Annotated in this window: 12 protein-coding genes; 10 read left to right on the forward strand and 2 right to left on the reverse strand. The window is 68.5% G+C overall.

Going from position 1 to position 16705, the window contains the following annotated elements; genetic code table 11:
• Complete coding sequence (locus GEV10_00975) at window positions 1–1653, forward strand: hypothetical protein (protein ID MQA77050.1); 1653 nt, start codon at window positions 1–3, stop codon at window positions 1651–1653.
• A gap of 280 nt (window positions 1654–1933) precedes the next feature.
• Here the strand turns inward: GEV10_00975 and def are convergent, their stop codons facing one another.
• On the reverse strand, window positions 1934–2809 hold the full coding sequence (gene def / locus GEV10_00980) for a peptide deformylase (protein ID MQA77051.1): 876 nt from the start codon (window positions 2807–2809) through the stop codon (window positions 1934–1936).
• A 219-nt stretch (window positions 2810–3028) separates the two neighbouring features.
• On the opposite strand from def, the gene GEV10_00985 reads away from it, so the two are divergent.
• The 4 genes from GEV10_00985 to GEV10_01000 all read left to right on the forward strand — a co-directional run bounded on the left by GEV10_00985 (window position 3029) and on the right by GEV10_01000 (window position 6537).
• The gene (locus GEV10_00985) at window positions 3029–3400 is read left to right on the forward strand and encodes a DUF3499 family protein (GenBank protein ID MQA77052.1); all 372 of its coding nucleotides are present in this window, start codon (window positions 3029–3031) and stop codon (window positions 3398–3400) included.
• Window positions 3401–3419: 19 nt separating this feature from the next.
• Window positions 3420–4766, forward strand: a complete 1347-nt coding sequence (locus GEV10_00990) for a phosphomannomutase/phosphoglucomutase (protein MQA77053.1) — start codon at window positions 3420–3422, stop codon at window positions 4764–4766.
• Window positions 4767–5177: 411 nt separating this feature from the next.
• Window positions 5178–6299 (forward strand): helix-turn-helix domain-containing protein, encoded by a 1122-nt coding sequence (locus GEV10_00995; protein ID MQA77054.1) that lies wholly within the window; start codon window positions 5178–5180, stop codon window positions 6297–6299.
• The gene (locus GEV10_01000) at window positions 6289–6537 is read left to right on the forward strand and encodes a hypothetical protein (protein ID MQA77055.1); all 249 of its coding nucleotides are present in this window, start codon (window positions 6289–6291) and stop codon (window positions 6535–6537) included. The genes GEV10_00995 and GEV10_01000 overlap by 11 nt, the downstream gene beginning before the upstream one ends.
• A gap of 51 nt (window positions 6538–6588) precedes the next feature.
• Here the strand turns inward: GEV10_01000 and GEV10_01005 are convergent, their stop codons facing one another.
• Window positions 6589–7971: a Fis family transcriptional regulator gene (locus GEV10_01005; protein MQA77056.1), complete on the reverse strand. Its 1383-nt coding sequence runs from the start codon at window positions 7969–7971 to the stop codon at window positions 6589–6591.
• Between the two features lie 364 nt (window positions 7972–8335).
• Between GEV10_01005 and GEV10_01010 the strand changes: the two genes are divergently transcribed.
• The 5 genes from GEV10_01010 to GEV10_01030 all read left to right on the forward strand — a co-directional run bounded on the left by GEV10_01010 (window position 8336) and on the right by GEV10_01030 (window position 16649).
• Window positions 8336–10273, forward strand: coding sequence for a hypothetical protein (locus GEV10_01010; GenBank protein ID MQA77057.1), 1938 nt, complete (start codon window positions 8336–8338; stop codon window positions 10271–10273).
• 2 nt (window positions 10274–10275) lie between these two features.
• Window positions 10276–11895, forward strand: a complete 1620-nt coding sequence (locus tag GEV10_01015; GenBank protein ID MQA77058.1) for an N-6 DNA methylase — start codon at window positions 10276–10278, stop codon at window positions 11893–11895.
• Complete coding sequence (locus GEV10_01020; protein MQA77059.1) at window positions 11880–13064, forward strand: hypothetical protein; 1185 nt, start codon at window positions 11880–11882, stop codon at window positions 13062–13064. The genes GEV10_01015 and GEV10_01020 overlap by 16 nt, the downstream gene beginning before the upstream one ends.
• Window positions 13065–16256, forward strand: a complete 3192-nt coding sequence (locus GEV10_01025; GenBank protein MQA77060.1) for an HsdR family type I site-specific deoxyribonuclease — start codon at window positions 13065–13067, stop codon at window positions 16254–16256. It begins immediately after the preceding gene.
• A gap of 126 nt (window positions 16257–16382) precedes the next feature.
• The gene (locus tag GEV10_01030; GenBank protein MQA77061.1) at window positions 16383–16649 is read left to right on the forward strand and encodes a hypothetical protein; all 267 of its coding nucleotides are present in this window, start codon (window positions 16383–16385) and stop codon (window positions 16647–16649) included.
• The last annotated feature ends 56 nt before the right edge of the window (window positions 16650–16705 follow it).

Raw genomic sequence — 16705 nt, forward strand, 5'->3', positions numbered from 1 at the left:
GTGAGCCCCCACGGGAAGCAGCGTGGCAGGCGCCGCGGCGGCAGGCGCCGCGCGGGCGCGTCGCCGACCCAGGCCGACGCGCCACCGACCGCTCCGCCGCCCGGGTACCAGCAGGCACCCCCGTACCAGCAGGGCCCGCCGCAACAGCAGGGCCCGCCGGCTCGTGGCGCCCGTACCGCCGCGGCCCAGGGCCGGCGCCCCAGGCGCAGGCGCCGCAGCCTGGTCGATCTCATCCCGCTGCCACTCGTCGCCGTGCTCGTCCTGCTCGCCGCGCTCGTCGGCGTCGGTGAGCTCACGCTGCCCGAGCGGCGCACCCAGATCGCCGGGCTCGAGGCGGCGAAGGCGGCCGTCACGTCCGCGCGCGTCGTGTGCCCGTTCGCGCCGGCGCAGCAGATCGCCGTCGCCGCGCCGGGCAAGGGCAAGGGAGAGGTGACGGTCCAGCCGCTGGGGTCGTCCACCGGCTCGCCGCTCGGTGCGCTGCGCACGGCGCCCGGCCGCGCGGTCGCCGACACGGTGGACGAGAACGAGGCGGTCGTCGCGAGCGCCGAGGGGGCGACCGCGCCGGGGTTCGAGGTCGAGCAGTACAGCCGCTCGGACTCCGGCGTCAACCGCGGCATCAGGGACGTGCGGTGCACGACGCCGAGCACCGACTGGTGGTTCGCGGGTGCGGCGACCACCGCGGGCAACACGACCGACCTGTACCTGAGCAACCTCGACCGCAGTGCCTCGACGGTCGACATCGTCGCGTACGGCGAGGACGGCGTCATCGATCCCGAGGCGGGGCGCGGCATCACCATCGACCCGGGCAAGCGCCGCGTCGTCAAGCTGTCGGAGATCGCTCCCGAGCTCGCGACCAGCGCGGTCCGGGTGTTCGCCAGGTCGGGGCGGGTCGCCGCCGCGATGCACACCGGGGTCAGGGACGGCGACACGTCGTACGGCGGCGCGTGGGTGCCGCCGTCGACGCCGAAGGCGGGCAACATCGTCGTCCCCGCGGTGCCGTCGGGGTCGGGTGACCGCAAGCTCGTGCTGTTCGCCCCCGGCGAGCAGGACACCACCGTCGGGGTGCGGCTCTCCACACCCACGGGCTCCTTCGCCCCGGAGGGCAAGGACAAGGTCAACATCCCGGCGCAGCAGGCCATCGAGGTCGATCTCGGCGACGTCATGACCAAGTCCGCGACCGCCCTCCAGGTCAGCTCCGACGTTCCGCTGGTCGCCTCCGTCGTGGCCGTCGAGGGCGGCTCGGGCGAGGACGGCGGCGTCGCGTTCTCGGCGGGCACCCCCGCACTCAGCTCGCCGGCGACCGTCCCGCTGGTGCCGACCGGCAAGATCGAGGCGACCCTGCATCTCACCGCGGCCGTCGAGGACGCCCAGGTCGACGTGCGCACGATGTCGCCGCGGCCCTCCGCGCCGAGGACGGTGCGCATCCCGGCCGGCCGCACCGTGCAGGTGAAGCTGACGCCACCGCGCGGCGACTCCGCGTACGGCATCATCGTCACCCCGCGCGACGGGAGCGGACCCGTCTACGGGTCCCGCGTGCTGACAGCGTCGCCGAAGGACGGTCCGCTCATCGCCTCGCTCGGCCTGGTGCCCGGCGTGCACCAGGTGTCCCTGCCGCCGGTGGTGCCGGAGATCGGTGCGGGCGTACCGCGCTGAGCCAGCGATCCGATCCGAAATCCGTTCGACTTCGTGCGAACCAGCAGTGCGCTCGTCACGTCTGACCCCGCGTACCAGGTTCGACTGAGGTTTCGACGGAGGCAACGGCCATGGATACCAGGATGCGCATCGCCAAGGTCGGCGCGGGTGTCTGGCTCTTCGCCGCGTTCGTGGCGATCATCGCCTACCTCGGCATTGTCGGCTGACGATCACCGAGCACCCGACCAGCTGATCCGCAGGGCCCTCACCACGTGCCGCGTGGTGGGGGCCCTGCCGCATGTTAGGACGCGTTCGGCGCCGGCGTGTGCCGAAGCGCCTGTGCGCGAAGCCGGCGCGGCAGCCGGTCGACGAAGATCGTGCCGTTCAGGTGGTCGGTCTCGTGCTGGAGGCAGCGTGCGAAGTACTCGGGGTCGTGCTCGTCCCCGGTCGGGCGCACGGTGATCGGCTCGCCGTCGGCGCCGAACCCGGTGACCTCGACCGACGCGGCGCGCGCGAGCGGGAAGTTCGCGCCGGGCAGCGACAGGCACCCCTCGACCTCGGTGACCTCGGTGTCGTCGAGGACGGTGAGCTCGGGGTTGGCGACGCAGCCCTGCGTGCCGTCCTGCATGTCGTAGACGAACAGCCGCAGCGGCACGCCGATCTGTGGGGCCGCGAGACCGAAGCCGGGCGCCTTGCGCATCGTCTGCATCATGTCCTTGACCAGCTTGCGAAGCGCCCTGTCGAAGTCGACGACGGGCTCCGTGATGTCGCGCAGCACGGGGTCGCCGAGCAGACGGATCGGCCGGATGGTCACGACGCTCCTCCCGAGGGTGACGAGGCTGTTGCGAGAACCTCGCAACAGCGTAGTGCTCCTAGGGCTCGTCGTAGCGGGGGTCGATCTCCTCGGGTGCCCGGCCCAGGACGAGCGCGATCTCCTCGACCACGATGTTGTGGACGAGCAGCGCGAGGTCGTCGGACGAGCTGCGGGCCTCGATCGGCCTGCGGTAGAGGACGATGCGGGTGCGCCGCAGCCGGCCGCCGGAGAACATCCTGGCCAGCGGGATGGGGTCGTCGTCCCAGTCGGACGCGTCGCCGCCGGACGGCGGTACCTCCTCCACCGCGAAGTCGAGCTGCGCGATCTCCTGCGGCCACAGCCGCTCGAGCCGCTCGACCGCATCGAGCACGTGCTCGTCGAACCGCTCCGCCCTGCTGCGGCGGAGCGGGACGCCGGCCGGCACGAGCGGGCCACGCATGCCCCGGCCATGCCGGTCACGGCGGCGTAGTCGGCGGACGCGACGTCCCTGCGAGGCCACGCGCCGAGCGTACGCCAGGGTGCCGGGCTCAACGTCCGCGTGGCGACCCCGGAGCACGGTGGGTTTCGGGATAGCGTTCGGGCGTGAGCTCTGTACGTCGTCAGTGCTCGCGCAATGCCTGCCAGGGGCCGGCGATTGCCACGCTGACCTATGTCTACGCGGACCAGACCGCGGTCGTCGGTCCGCTGGCGACCTATGCCGAGCCGCATTGCTACGACCTCTGCACCGCGCATGCCGACCGGCTCACCGCGCCCAAGGGCTGGGAACTCGTCAGGCTCGCGCAGGACCCCGCCTCGCTGCAGCCGAGCGGCGACGACCTCGTCGCACTCGCCGAGGCGGTGCGCGAGGCCGCGCGGCCGCCCGCGCCAGGCACCGAGCCCGTCGGCCAGGGGGTCGAGGTGGGCCGCAAGGGTCACCTACGGGTCCTGCGCTCCGCGCCGCCCGTCACGCGGTAGTCGGTACTAGGGTCGCCACGTGAGGCTGACCGACGTGTTCAAGGCGTACGACATCCGCGGGGTCGTGCCCGACCAGCTCGACGCCGACGCGATGCGGCGGATCGGGGCGGCGTTCGCGCAGGTGGTGGGCGGCCCGGCGTTCGTCGTGGGTCACGACATGCGCCCGTCCTCTCCCGAGCTGTCCGCCGCGTTCGCCGACGGCGTCACGTCGACCGGTGCCGACGTCGTCGCCATCGGCCTCGCCTCCACCGACATGCTGTACTTCGCCAGCGGTCACCTCGACCTGCCGGGCGCGATGTTCACCGCGAGCCACAACCCCGCCCAGTACAACGGCATCAAGCTGTGCCGGGCCGCGGCGCGGCCGATCAGCCAGGCGAGCGGGCTGACCGAGATCCGTGAGCTGGCCGGGCGGGGCATGCCCGAACCCGCCGCGACGCCCGGCTCCGTGCGTACCGATGACCTGCTCGCCGCGTACGCCGCGTACCTCGCCGACCTCGTCGACATCTCCGGTATCCGCCCGCTGCGGGTGGCCGTCGATGCGGCCAACGGCATGGCCGGATACACCGCGCCGGCAGTCTTCGGCGGCACGCCCGTCGAGACGGTGCCGCTGTACTTCGAGCTTGACGGCACCTTCCCCAACCACGAGGCCAACCCGCTCGAGCCCGCCAACCTCCGCGACCTGCAGGCGCTGGTCAGGGACAGCGGCGCCGACTGCGGGCTTGCGTTCGACGGTGACGCCGACCGGTGCTTCGTCGTCGACGAACGCGGCGAGCCGGTGTCGCCGTCGGCACTGACCGCCCTGATCGCCACCCGCGAGCTCGCCCGCGAGCCCGGCTCGACGGTCATCCACAACCTGATCACGAGCCGCGCGGTGCCGGAGATCGTCCGTGAGCACGGCGGGGTGCCGCTGCGTACGCGGGTCGGGCACTCGTTCATCAAGGCCGAGATGGCGTCGACCGGCGCGATCTTCGGCGGCGAGCACTCCGCGCACTTCTACTTCCGCGACTTCTGGTTCGCCGACTCCGGCATGCTCGCCGCGCTGCACCTGCTCGCCGCGCTCGGCCGGTACGACGGCACGCTGTCCGGGCTGATGGCGGAGTTCGACAGGTACGCGAGCTCGGGCGAGGTCAACAGCACCGTCACCGACCAGGAGGCCACGCTCGCCGCTGTCGAGCGGGCGTTCGGCACCCGCGACGGCGCTACCCTGGACCGCCTCGACGGCCTCACCGTCGAAGGCCCCGACTGGTGGTTCAACGTCCGCCCGTCCAACACCGAGCCGCTGCTCCGCCTCAACGTCGAGGCCCCCGACGAGGAGCGCATGTCGAAGCTCCGCGACGAGGTCCTCACGGTGATCCGCACCGCCTGACCGCACGGCCAAGGCATACTGTCCGACCTCGGCAGGTCCGAGGGGTCCATCCCTGTTCCTGCCGAGGCCGGGGCGTGACGGCCGATCCGTTCCTGAGGGACAGGGGCCGACCGCCACGCCCACCTACGGTGAGCCGGCCGGACTGTCGGGGCGCCGCCTCGGCCGGCTCACCAGCTCAGATGTTGTTCCAGACGGGGACGCGGTACTTCTCGGCGAGGCACATCGGGCAGGGCAGCCGGTTGTCGTGCGGCTCGCACCGCTCGTCCGTGTCGCCTTCGGTCGGCGTCGTCGGGTCCTCGCTCACTTCGGTACCCCCAGTCAGTCCCAGACGAGATCTCGCATGACGGCCACTCTCGGGCCCGTCGCCGCGTAGGGGTAGCGGTGCATAACGAAGCGTTATACGGTCCGGGGATGGCAGTCCGCGGGCTCGGCGACGCGTTCCGCGTGGTGATGCAGCGCCACGGCTGGACCGGAGCGCACCTTGCCCGGCAGCTCCGAACGTCGCAGCCATGGGTGAGTATGGTCCTCAGCGGCCGCCGCGACCCAGGGATGCGCCGCTCGACCGAGCTCCTCGAGCGGCTCGGGTGGGAGCTGGAGCTCGTCCCCTCCGGGGAGGTGGACCCGGTGAAGCGCAGGGAGTTCTTCGCCGTGGCGGCAGCCGTCGCGTTCGTGCCGGCGCCGACGGCGAGCCCCTACAGCGACGCCGCGTACGTGACGAAGCTCGCCGACCGGCTCATGCACCATGAGGCGCAGCTCGGCGGTGCGCCGCTCGCGCGCGAGGCGGTACGTCATGCCGCCCGGGTCGCGCCCGGGCTCCGCAGTCGCGACAGCGCGCTGCACGCCGCGGCGTCCGGGCTGTGCCGGCAGGCCGCGCTGATCGTGCACGACGTCCGCGACCTGGCGCAGGCCGAGCGCCTCGCCGCGCTGTCGCTGCGGTTCGCGCGCCGCACCGACGACCCGGCCGCGCAGGTCCACGCGTACGACGCGCTCAGCCTCACCGCCGCGTACTCCCCGGATGGCCGCGGCGTCGAGTACGCTCGCCGCGGGCTGGCCGTCCGCGGCGCCGGGGACGCCGACCGCGCCGCACTGTCCGCGCGTCTCGGTCGCACCCTCGCGCTCATGCCCGACCAGGCGACCGGCGCGCGCCGGTACCTCGAGCAGGCGCTCACGCTCGCCGGCGACAGCGGCGCGGTCACTGCGGAGATCTACGGCAACACCGGCATCGGGTTCACCGATCTCGGCCTACCCGGGGCGGCCGAGGCGCACCTCGCGTCCGCGGTCGAACTCACCGCCAGTGCGCCGTTCGTACAGTCGCTGTACCTCGCCCGGCAGGTGAAGATGGCGATCCGCGCACGGAACCCCGACGCCGCTATGCCGGTGATGCTGGCGCTCGCCGGCGTGGTCCCGGTGGTCGACTCGCCGCGGCTGACGATTCACCTGCGGCACATCCTCGACGGCACGCGGCGGTGGGCCGCGATGCCTGGGGTCAGGCACGCCCGCGACGCGATCAGGGAGGCAGCCCGTGGTCGGTGAGGTACCGACGTTCGAGGAGGTCGCCTCGTCGGGCGGGCACAAGGACGCCACGATGCACGTCGGCGGTCACGGTGAGCCGTGGCCGGACGTGAAGGTCCTCGTGATCACCAAGGGCGACCAGACCTACGTGTGCGTACGCCGCGATGGCGATGAGACCGTGACCCCTGTCGCGAGCGTCCGCACCGGACTGGAGCTGTTCGTCGAGCAGCTCCAGCAAGCGATGAAGGACCTGCCGTAGGCCGCACCTGGCATGGGCAGGACACCTCCACCGTGGGACCTGGGCGCAGCGTCAGGCGGCTCGTTCGGCCGCAGCTTCACCTGCTCCGGTCAACGCTGTCTGGGCCTGGTTGAGGAGTCGGTTGACAGCTGTCCGTACGGCCTCACAGTTCTGTTCGATCTTGTCGGCGTTCTGCCGGATCGTCCCCGCGGTCTTCTTGATGCCGTCGATCTGCGGCAACAGCGCGATCGCTTCCCCGATCTTCTCCTGGGCGGTCAGGATCTCGCCGGCGTCGCTTCGGGAGGCGGCGGCGATCGCGCTGGTACGCAGGAGCTGGACGACGGTCCTGAGCAGGTCGGGATCGTCGACGAGGGGGTCGAAGGCCAGCACTATGCGCCTCGATCCCAGACACTGGATGCTGGTTCCTCGCAGCTGCTCTACCGTGCGAACCAATCCAAGGGAGGCAACGGCCTCACGGTTGCGCTCGGCTTCCTCCAGGTAGCCGTTCCAGTTCTGCCGCCTTGAGTCGCTCATCTCGACGGCCACCCGGACGGACCCACTGTCGACCACCAGCACGCCGTCGCCCTTCTTGCTGCGGGGCACAGCGCCAGGCGTCGTCGATGTGTCGACGTACTCGTCTCCGAGACCACGGGCGACCTCGTCAAGCAGCTTGTGGACGCCCTCGGCGTATGCCTCGCCCTTGAGCGGTGTCGCCTGCGCTGTCGCGGCGGCGGCCTCGGCAGCCGAGGCCTGGACCCTGACGGCCGTCGCGAGCTGGTCGATCTTCTCCCCCAGCGCGTGGTGGCTCTTATCCAGCGTCGTCGCGAGCTTCTCGTGCTGGGTGCGCAGCTCGCGCGCGTGCTTGGCCATCGGCGATGTCGGGTCGTCGGGGTCGAACTGCCTGGCGGCACGGGCGAACAACTCGCTGGTCTGCCGGGCGACACGCTCGTCGAGCTCGTGTCCGAAACGCTTGAGGAGCGGTTGGAGACGGGACAGCAACTCCGGGTCGTCGCCACCGACCAGGCGCTGCACCTCCTCCTGTAGGGCCTTGTGGGCGCTGGCGACGTTGTCCGCGAAGCTCTGCTGGACGGTACGGCTTGCCTCGGTGAGCGCGTGCCTGGCGGCGGTCGAGGCCTGCTCTACGGTCTTGGCAGCCCCGCTGGCCGCTTCCGCGGTCGAAGCGTTCGTCCTGACGCACGACTCCGTCGTGCGTGCCTCGACGTCGGCGACCAGACGCTGTAGATCGAGGGTGTCCTGTACGCCGCCGACCGACGTGATCGCGTGCGCACCGACGACGACCGCCTGGGTGACGAAGGCACTTAGGTCGGCGCTGGCGAGCTTGTCCGAGCCGGCCTCGGCGCCGCGCTGCCCGGTGCTCCAGCGTCGGGCCTCGGCGACGACCGCATGGTCGGAGATGGTGAGGCGTTCCACCCGGACCGCCGGTCCGTCCGACACGTAGTACGCGCCCGATCGGGCTTCCTGAGGCCTGTTCATCGCACTTCTCCTTCTGGCGCCCGCCTGCTTGGACGGGGAAATGAGTGGTGTCACGAAGTGTGAGCACGGCGAGAGGGTTGTAGTGTGTGGCGCGTGATAAGGGGGCTTATCGAGAGATTAGGAGAAGAATCGACGTGTCTGGGTCTAGGCTGTACTCCTCACGTCGATCTGGGCACAGCAGAACGGAGGAGATGCGATCATGCTGGTCAGCGACCCGGCGACCCTACGGATCGCCCTCTCCGACGTCGCCCTATTGGCACAGGTCCGACGCCCCGTGGTATCCACCTGGCGTACCCGCAGAGCCGGATCCGATGATCCGTTCCCAGTGCCCGTCGTCACCCAGGGTGGCCAGGACTGGTTCGATGTCGAGGAGGTCGTGGCCTGGCTGGAGCGGACGGGGCTGGGTAACAACGACAGCGTCCGCGACGACGCCATGGCGTACGTGAGCCTCGGCGGCTCGTCGCGAGGAAGCGATGCCCAGTCGTTCGCCGGCCTGACCGCCCTGCTCTGCGTCAAGGTGATCACGGGCGAGGCGCTCACGCACCTCAGCGCGGAGGCGCTGCTCGATCTGGCGGACGACCTCGATCCCGACGACACCTACCTGTACACAGAGCTCGAGGCGTTGGACCACCGGCTCGAACCGCTGGCGCGTTACGCTGACCTGTACACCAGTGCCGCGTACAACCCGGTGGATGCATTCGAGAAGCTGGTCACCGAGCACTTCAGGCGGCACGTCCGCGGCCAGGCCGTCGTTGACCTGGCATGGCCAGCACGTGCACTTGCGGCAGCCACGGCCGTAGCGCTCGCTGCCGACGCCGGGCAGCCCACCTCTGTGTTCGTCGACCCGACACCCGGCGGCAGCGATCTGCTCGTCAGTGTTGCGCGCGCACTCGGAGAGGACGCCACTCTCACCACGATGACCGCTGGTCAGACCGATCCCGCCTCCCGTCTCGCGTGCCGACGGCTGTGTGTGCACGACATCGTCAGGGCACCGCTCGAGATCGCGGAGGACGGTTCCTTCGAGGTCCAGGGGCCGGCGGTGTTCGTCGCGCAGTACCCACCGCCCGCGGAGCCCGAGATGCCTCCCGGCCGGACACTCGACGCGATCGATCAGATCGTTCTCCAGATGGACGACACGCAGCGCGCCGTCGTCCTCGCCCCCGCTCCCGTCCTCAGCGACCGGCCCACGGGACGGGAGCTGGACGAGCTCCGAGCCGGGATCCTCAGGTCGGGTCGGGTGCGGGCGGTGGTCCGCCTGCCGCGAGGTCTCGTCCCATCCAAGTCGCGCCAGTCGCTGGCCCTGTGGGTACTAGGGCGTGCACTCGACGAGGTGGCCATCGCCGACCGGTGGACGATGGTCGGTGACCTGGTCGACGTCGACCTGACGGCCGAGGGTGTCACCGACGACCTCGTCACCGACCTCGCGGCCGCGACGCACGGATGGCCCGCTGTCCGTGCCCACGCGTTCCGCTTCCTGCGCCGGGTGTCGACCTCGACGTTGCTCGCCGGCGGCGGTGAGCTGGTGGCTCAGGCGCGTGTTCCGCGCAAAGGTGACCCCGCCCCCTCGACCGATCTGGTGGTGCGTGCGATCTCGATCCGTGATCGACTTGCCGCTGGAGCGTATGACTCCGCCGCGCCCACAATCGCGATCGCGGCCCGCGACCAGCGTGGTCAGCGCCCACCGCCGGGCATGACCGTGCTCGGGCAAGCGATCGCGGACGGGCGTATCCACTTGATCGGCGGCAACCGTGTCGACCCGACAGATCTGCGTGCCCGTGCAGGTCATCGCGTGCTCGGCCCGGCAGAGCTCACCATGGGCGCGCCGGCCCGTTTCATTGACCGCATGGTCTTCGCTTCGAAGTATCCGGCAGGCCGGCTCAGCGAGTCGGGGGACGTGGTCTTCTGTACGTCGCCGCGGCCAGCAGCCCTGGTGGACCATGCGGGAGCCTCGGTCGTCGTCTCGCCGGCACGCATCCTGCGTATCCGCAACGATGACCCCGGCGGGCACGTGGCCAACGTGTTGTCCGCCGACATCAACGCGCTCCCTGTCGGCGCCAAGACCTGGAAGACCTGGCAGGTCCGGCGGGTGCCGGACGAGCAGATCATGCCGCTCGTCGACGCGCTCGACGACGTGCAGCGACACCGAGCCGCCCTGGCGGACCGGATGAGCCAGTTGGACGAACTCGCCGACTTGATCACCCAGGGCGCCACGACCGGGTCCCTCGACCTGCGACCGCCCGCCACGTCCAGGAAGGGACAGTGACCGTGCCACCACGGAAGAAGCCCGATGCCACCGCGCCGTCGACCATGAAGGAGCTCAAGGACACGTTGTGGAAGGCCGCAGACAAGCTCCGCGGGTCGATGGACGCGTCGCAGTACAAGGACGTCGTCCTCGGCCTGGTCTTCCTCAAGTACGTGTCCGACGCGTTCGAGGAGCGACGCAACCAGATCAGGACCGAGCTGGAGGCCGACGGGCTGGACGAGGACCAGGTCGCGCGGTTCCTCGACGACGTCGACGAGTACACGGGCAAGCGCGTCTTCTGGGTCGCGCCGCAGGCTCGCTGGACCTACCTGGCCGAGCACGCGAAGGGCACGCGGGCCGCCATGGGGGAGCCGGCGCGGTCGATCGGCGAGTTGGTCGACAATGCGATCGACGCCCTGATGACCGACAACCCGAGCCTCGCGGCGACGCTGCCGCGCACCTACAACCGCGACAACGTCGACCAGCGCCGCCTCGGTGAGCTGATCGACCTGCTCAACAGCGCGCGGTTCACTGGCCACGGTGTCAGCAAGGCGCGCGACCTACTGGGCGAGGTCTACGAGTACTTCCTGGATAAGTTCGCCAAGGCCGAGGGCAAGCGGGGCGGCGAGTTCTACACCCCGCCAGGCGTCGTCCGCGTGCTCGTCGAGGTTCTCGAGCCGACGAGCGGCCGCCTGTACGACCCGTGCTGTGGCTCGGGCGGCATGTTCGTCCAGACGGAGAAGTTCCTCGAGGCACACCACCGCGAGGGCTCGGACATCGCGATCTACGGCCAGGAGCTGAACGAGCGCACCTGGCGGATGGCGAAGATGAACCTTGCGATCCACGGCCTGCGCGGCGACCTGGCGAGCCGCTGGGGCGACACCTTCGCCCGCGACCAGCATCCGGAGATCCAGGCCGACTACGTGCTGGCCAACCCGCCGTTCAACATCAAGGACTGGGCTCGCAGCGAGAGCGACCCGCGGTGGAAGTACGGTGTGCCGCCCGCCGGCAACGCCAACTACGCCTGGATTCAGCACATCGTCTCCAAGCTGAAGCCCGGCGGCAGCGCTGGAATCGTGATGGCCAACGGCTCGATGTCGTCGAACTCCGGTGGCGAGGGCCAGATCCGCGCCCAGCTCGTCGAGGCGGACCTTGTCGCCTGCATGGTCGCACTGCCGACGCAGCTCTTCCGCAGCACCGGCATTCCCGTCTGCCTATGGTTCTTGGCCAAGGACAAGACCGTGGATCCCGGCGGTGCCATGGATCGTGCGGGTCAGGTCCTCTTCATCGACGCCCGCAACCTCGGCCACATGGTCGACCGCGCCGAACGCGCATTCGACGACGACGACATCAGCCGCATTGCGAACGCCTACCACGCCTGGCGCGGCACGCCGTCCGCAGTTGATGCTGGCCTGGAGTACGCGGACGAGCCGGGCTTTTGCAGGTCCGCCACCCTGGCTGAGATCAAGGCCGCCGACTACGCCCTCACTCCCGGCCGCTACGTCGGCTCTCCCGAGGTCGAAGACGACGGCGAACCGAACGAGGCCAAGATCGACCGGTTGACCAAGCAGCTTTTCGAACAGTTCGAGGAGTCCGCCCGTATCGAGAAGGTCGTTCGCGAACAGCTATGGAGGATCTCGTGACCGTACGGCCCACACTAAATTATGTCCGCCTAGCGGAGCTAGCAATTGATGGGCAGATCCCTTACGGCATCGTTCAGCCTGGAACACATGTCGACGACGGAGTGCCGATCGTCCGAGTTGGAGATATTCGAAATGGAACGATCAATACGGCCAACCCATTGCGAGTCGATCGTCGAATCGCTGCCACTTACAGTCGCACGATCTTAAGGGGAGGGGAGCTGTTGATTTCTCTTGTCGGAACAGTCGGTGAATGTGCAGTTGTTCCTGAAGAGTTGGTGGGATGGAACGTTGCGCGAGCTGTTGCAGTTGTCCGGCCCGAGGGTATTTCGTCGCACTGGATGCGATTCTGTCTTGCCTTACCTGAGGTCCGACATAGGCTACAAAGCGTTCTAAACACCACGGTTCAGGCTACGCTGAATCTTAGTGATCTCAAGGCACTAGAAATACCAGTTGGAGATGCGGCAACGATGAAAGCGCTCGTCCGAGTTATGGGGGCGCTCGACGACAAGATCGCCGCCAACGCCAAGCTTGCTCGCACCGCCGATGAACTGGCTGGCGCGATCTTCTTGTCGATGCTGGGCGAGACTGAGTCACTACCTCTAACGGATGTTGCACAGTTCGTGAACGGCAGAGCGTTCACCAAGGGGGCATGCGGGACTGGACGCGTCGTGATCCGCATCGCGGAGCTAAATTCGGGTATCGGCGGCTCGACGGTGTACAGCGATATCGAGCCTGAAGAGAAGTATTTTGCGCGGCCCGGTGATCTGTTGTTCGCTTGGTCAGGATCGTTGACTCTTCGCCGGTGGTTCCGTCCGGAAGGGATTGTGAACCAACACATATTCAAGGTGATGCCATTTGACGCGTACCCGCTCTGGCTGGTGCACGGTCTGCTCGCCCGCAAGCTCGATGCCTTTAAGGCGATAGCAGCGGACAAAGCGACGACGATGGGGCACATCCAGCGTCGGCATCTCGACGAAGCGGTCGACGTTCCTGTTCGATCCGCCGTCGAAGGTTACGACCCGATCATGTCCGCGCTGTGGCAGAGAGCGCTCGGTGCCGAACAGGAGAACCTGACTCTTGGGGCGACTCGGGATGCCTTGCTGCCGCATCTGATGTCGGGGCGGTTGCGGGTCAGGGATGCCGAGAAGGCGGTCGAGGAGGTGCTGTAGATGACCGGGACATCGGGGATCTCCGAGAGTGATTGGGAGTCCTACGCCGTCGAGACACTCGGGGAGCTCGGCTGGCCGCAACTCGACGGAGCCAAGATCGCACCGGGGGCGGGGCATCGCGAGTCGTGGGACGAGCTGGTAATCCCGTCTCGGCTGCTGGAGGCGTTGCGCAAGTTCAATGCAACCGTGCCGGTCGAGTACCTTCGGCAGGCGCTCGCGGAGATCCTGTCGCCGAAGTCGCAGGACGCGATCACCGAGAACCATCGCCTCCACACGTACCTGACGGGTGGGTTCCGCGGGATCAGTTACGTCGACGCCGACGGCCTGGAGGTCACGCCGACGATTCGGCTGCTCAGTATGGATCCGGACGAGAACGACTGGCTGGCTGTCAACCAAATGACGGTCGTGCGCGGTGACTACCGGCGGCGGTTCGATATCGTGCTGTACTGCAACGGCATGCCGGTCAGCATCATCGAGCTGAAGAAGGCCGGCAGCCGCAGCGCCGACGTCGGCTCCGCACATGCACAGCTGCGGACCTACCTGCGTGAGTTCCCGATGGCCTTCCGGTTCGCGGTCTGCGTGCTGGCGTCGGATGGTGTCACCGCAAAATACGGTACGCCGTTCACCGAACTGCACCACTTCTCGCCATGGAACGTCGACGACAGCGGCGCGCCAGTCGCGCTCGGCGAGACCGTCGACGACATCGAGTCCGCAACAGGTCAGGATCTGGCGCTCTACGGGCTTTACAACCAGGACCGCTTCCTGCAACTCCTCCACTCGTACACCGCGTTCGACGAGGGCGCCGCGGGGCTGCACAAGCGGATCGCCAAGCCGCACCAGTACTTCGCGGTGGCCAAAGCCATCGGCAGTACCGTGCAGGCGGTCGAGAGCAACGGCAAGGCCGGCGTCGTCTGGCACACCCAGGGCTCCGGCAAGTCGATGGAGATGGAGCTCTACGCCAACCTCGTCATCCGGCATCCGAAGCTGCTCAACCCCACGATCGTCGTCATCACCGACCGCAAGGAACTCGACGGCCAGCTCTACCAGACCCTGGCGCGGAGCACCCTCCTTCCGGAGAAGCCGACACTGATCAAGCGTCGTTCCGACCTCAGGGACGAGCTGAGCAACCGGACCACCGGTGGTATCTACTTCACTACGCTGCAGAAGTTCAGCCGGAGCGAGGACGAGCGGCATGCCGGCACGGATCACCCACTGTTGTCCGACCGCCGCAACATCATCGTCATCGTCGACGAGGCGCACCGCAGTCACTACGACGACCTCGACGGCTACGCCCGCCACCTGCGGGACGCCCTGCCCCACGCCACTCTCATCGCCTTCACCGGTACGCCGATCTCGTTCGCGGACCGCAACACCCGCGCCGTGTTCGGCGACTACATCGACGTCTACGACCTCACCCGCGCCGTCGAGGACGGGGCGACCGTCCCGGTGTACTTCGAGCCGCGCCTGATCAAGGTCGGACTTGCCGAGGACGTCACCGAGGAGGTTCTCGATGCCGCCGCCGACGAGGCCACCGCTGGTCTCGACGACACCGAGCGGACACAGATCGAACAGAGCGTCGCGGTCATCAACGCGGTCTACGGCGCTCCCGAGCGCATCGCGGCGCTAGCGGAGAACATCGTCGACCACTGGGAGAACCGACGCGACCGAATGCACAAGTTCGTCGAGGCGCCAGGCAAGGCGCTGATCGTCGGCGCGACCCGGAAGATCTGCGCAGACCTGTACGCCGCGATCGTCGCCCTACGACCCCAGTGGCACGCCGACCAGCTGGACAAGGGCCTGATCAAAGTCGTCTATTCCGGTTCCGCCTCCGACCAGCCGCCGATCTCCGACCATGTGCGGCGCGAATCCGCCAACGCCACGATCAAAGAGCGACTCAAGGACGACGATGACGAGCTCCAGCTCGTCATCGTCAAGGACATGATGCTCACCGGGTATGACTCGCCGCCGCTGCACACGCTCTACCTCGACCGCCCGCTCAAGGGCGCCCTGCTCATGCAGACCCTCGCGCGAGTCAACCGCACGTTCCGCGGCAAGGAGGACGGGCTGCTCGTCGCGTACGCCCCGCTCGCCGACAACCTGCAGAAGGCGCTCGCTGAATACACCAGCACCGACCAGGAGAACAAGCCACTCGGACGCAATGTAGAAGAAGCCAGCGCCCTCACCGTCGAGCTGCTCACCAAGATCCGCAGCATGCTCGCGGAGCACGACTGGCGGGCCGATCTCGCGAAGGGCGGTAAGCGCCCGTACCAGCGTGCGGTACACGCGACTGTCAACTACATCCGAAACCCGGCTACTCCCGGCAACCAGGTGGCAGAAAGCGAGAGCACACTCGCCGCCGGGTATCGACGGCTGTCCGGCCAGCTCTCCCGGGCGTGGGCTCTCTGCTCAGGCTCCCAAGACATGCATGGGCTACGTCCGGAGGCGGCGTTCTACGAAGAGGTCCGCGTCTGGATGGCCAAGTACGATGCCGAGGACCGGCACTCCCGTGGGGAACCGATCCCGGACGATATCCGCCGCCTGCTCGGCGGGCTCATCGCGGAGTCGACGGCGTCGGGGGATGTCCTCGACATCTACGACGCCGCGGGGATGCCCAAGCCGAGCCTGGACGACCTGAACCCCGCCTTCTTGGCCAAGGCACAACGGGCACGCAACCCTCACCTCGCCATCGAGGCGCTGCGCAAGCTCGTCATCGAGGAGTCCGACAAGGCCACCCGCACGAACGTCGTGCGACAGCGGGCGTTCTCCGAGCGCGTCACTGAGCTCATGAACAGGTACACCAACCAGCAGCTCACCTCCGCCGAGGTCATCGCCGAGCTCGTCGAGCTCGCCAAGGAGGTCGCCGCCGAGAAGGACCGAGGTACGCGCTTCACCCCGCCACTTGGCACCGACGAGCTGGCCTTCTACGACGCCGTCGCGCAGAACGAGTCGGCAGTAGAGATCCAGGGGGAGGGCGTGCTCGCCGAGATTGCCAGGGAACTAGTTGGCGTCATGCGCCGGGACGTGCGCACGGACTGGACCGTACGTGAGGACGTTCGGGCCAAGCTGCGCTCGTCGATCAAGCGGCTCCTCGTGAAGCACGGCTACCCGCCGGACAAGCAGCCGGCCGCGATCAAGCTGGTCATGGAGCAGATGGAGACCATGGCTCCGCGCTACGCGGAAGAGCGGCGTTGAGTTCGGGGAGATGAGGCACCATGAAGTTGTCGCGGGCGAGGGGTGGCTCGGGCAGCATGCTCGAGTAGGCGTTGGACCGACCAGCGAGGAGCGAGGAGCGGGACGTGACGATCCGGAAGGTGTGCTGTGACCGCACTCGATGACTTGCAGGCAGGGGCCCACACCGCCAGGGCCGGACTGGACGACTCGCTGGCAGCTGTGGCGGACCTGGACAAGAGCACTGAAGACGTAGCTGGTCAGTTCGCCGCGCTCGGGCAGGAGAGTAGCGCGCAGATCCTCACCCAGGGTGCGGCAGTGCGCCTGGCGACCGTGCAGGAGATGCTCGCGAACGCTCAGCGGGAGCTCGACACTTTTGTCGACGACTGTGAGCGGGCAAAGGGTGGCGGTGGTTGACTGCCGCGAAGTGCAGGACCGCCAGCAACTGGATACAGAACCTCGTCGAGAACTGG

This window comes from Streptosporangiales bacterium, assembly GCA_009379955.1.
Taxonomy (GTDB): domain Bacteria; phylum Actinomycetota; class Actinomycetes; order Streptosporangiales; family WHST01; genus WHST01.

Coding starts and splice junctions, on each gene's coding strand:
- def (MQA77051.1), bottom strand. CDS start 2,809: ATGCGGTCGAGCGGCTCGAGCGGCTGTGGCCGCAGGAGATCGCGCAGC.
- GEV10_00995 (MQA77054.1), top strand. CDS start 5,178: ATGGCAGTCCGCGGGCTCGGCGACGCGTTCCGCGTGGTGATGCAGCGC.
- GEV10_01020 (MQA77059.1), top strand. CDS start 11,880: ATGGAGGATCTCGTGACCGTACGGCCCACACTAAATTATGTCCGCCTA.
- GEV10_01025 (MQA77060.1), top strand. CDS start 13,065: ATGACCGGGACATCGGGGATCTCCGAGAGTGATTGGGAGTCCTACGCC.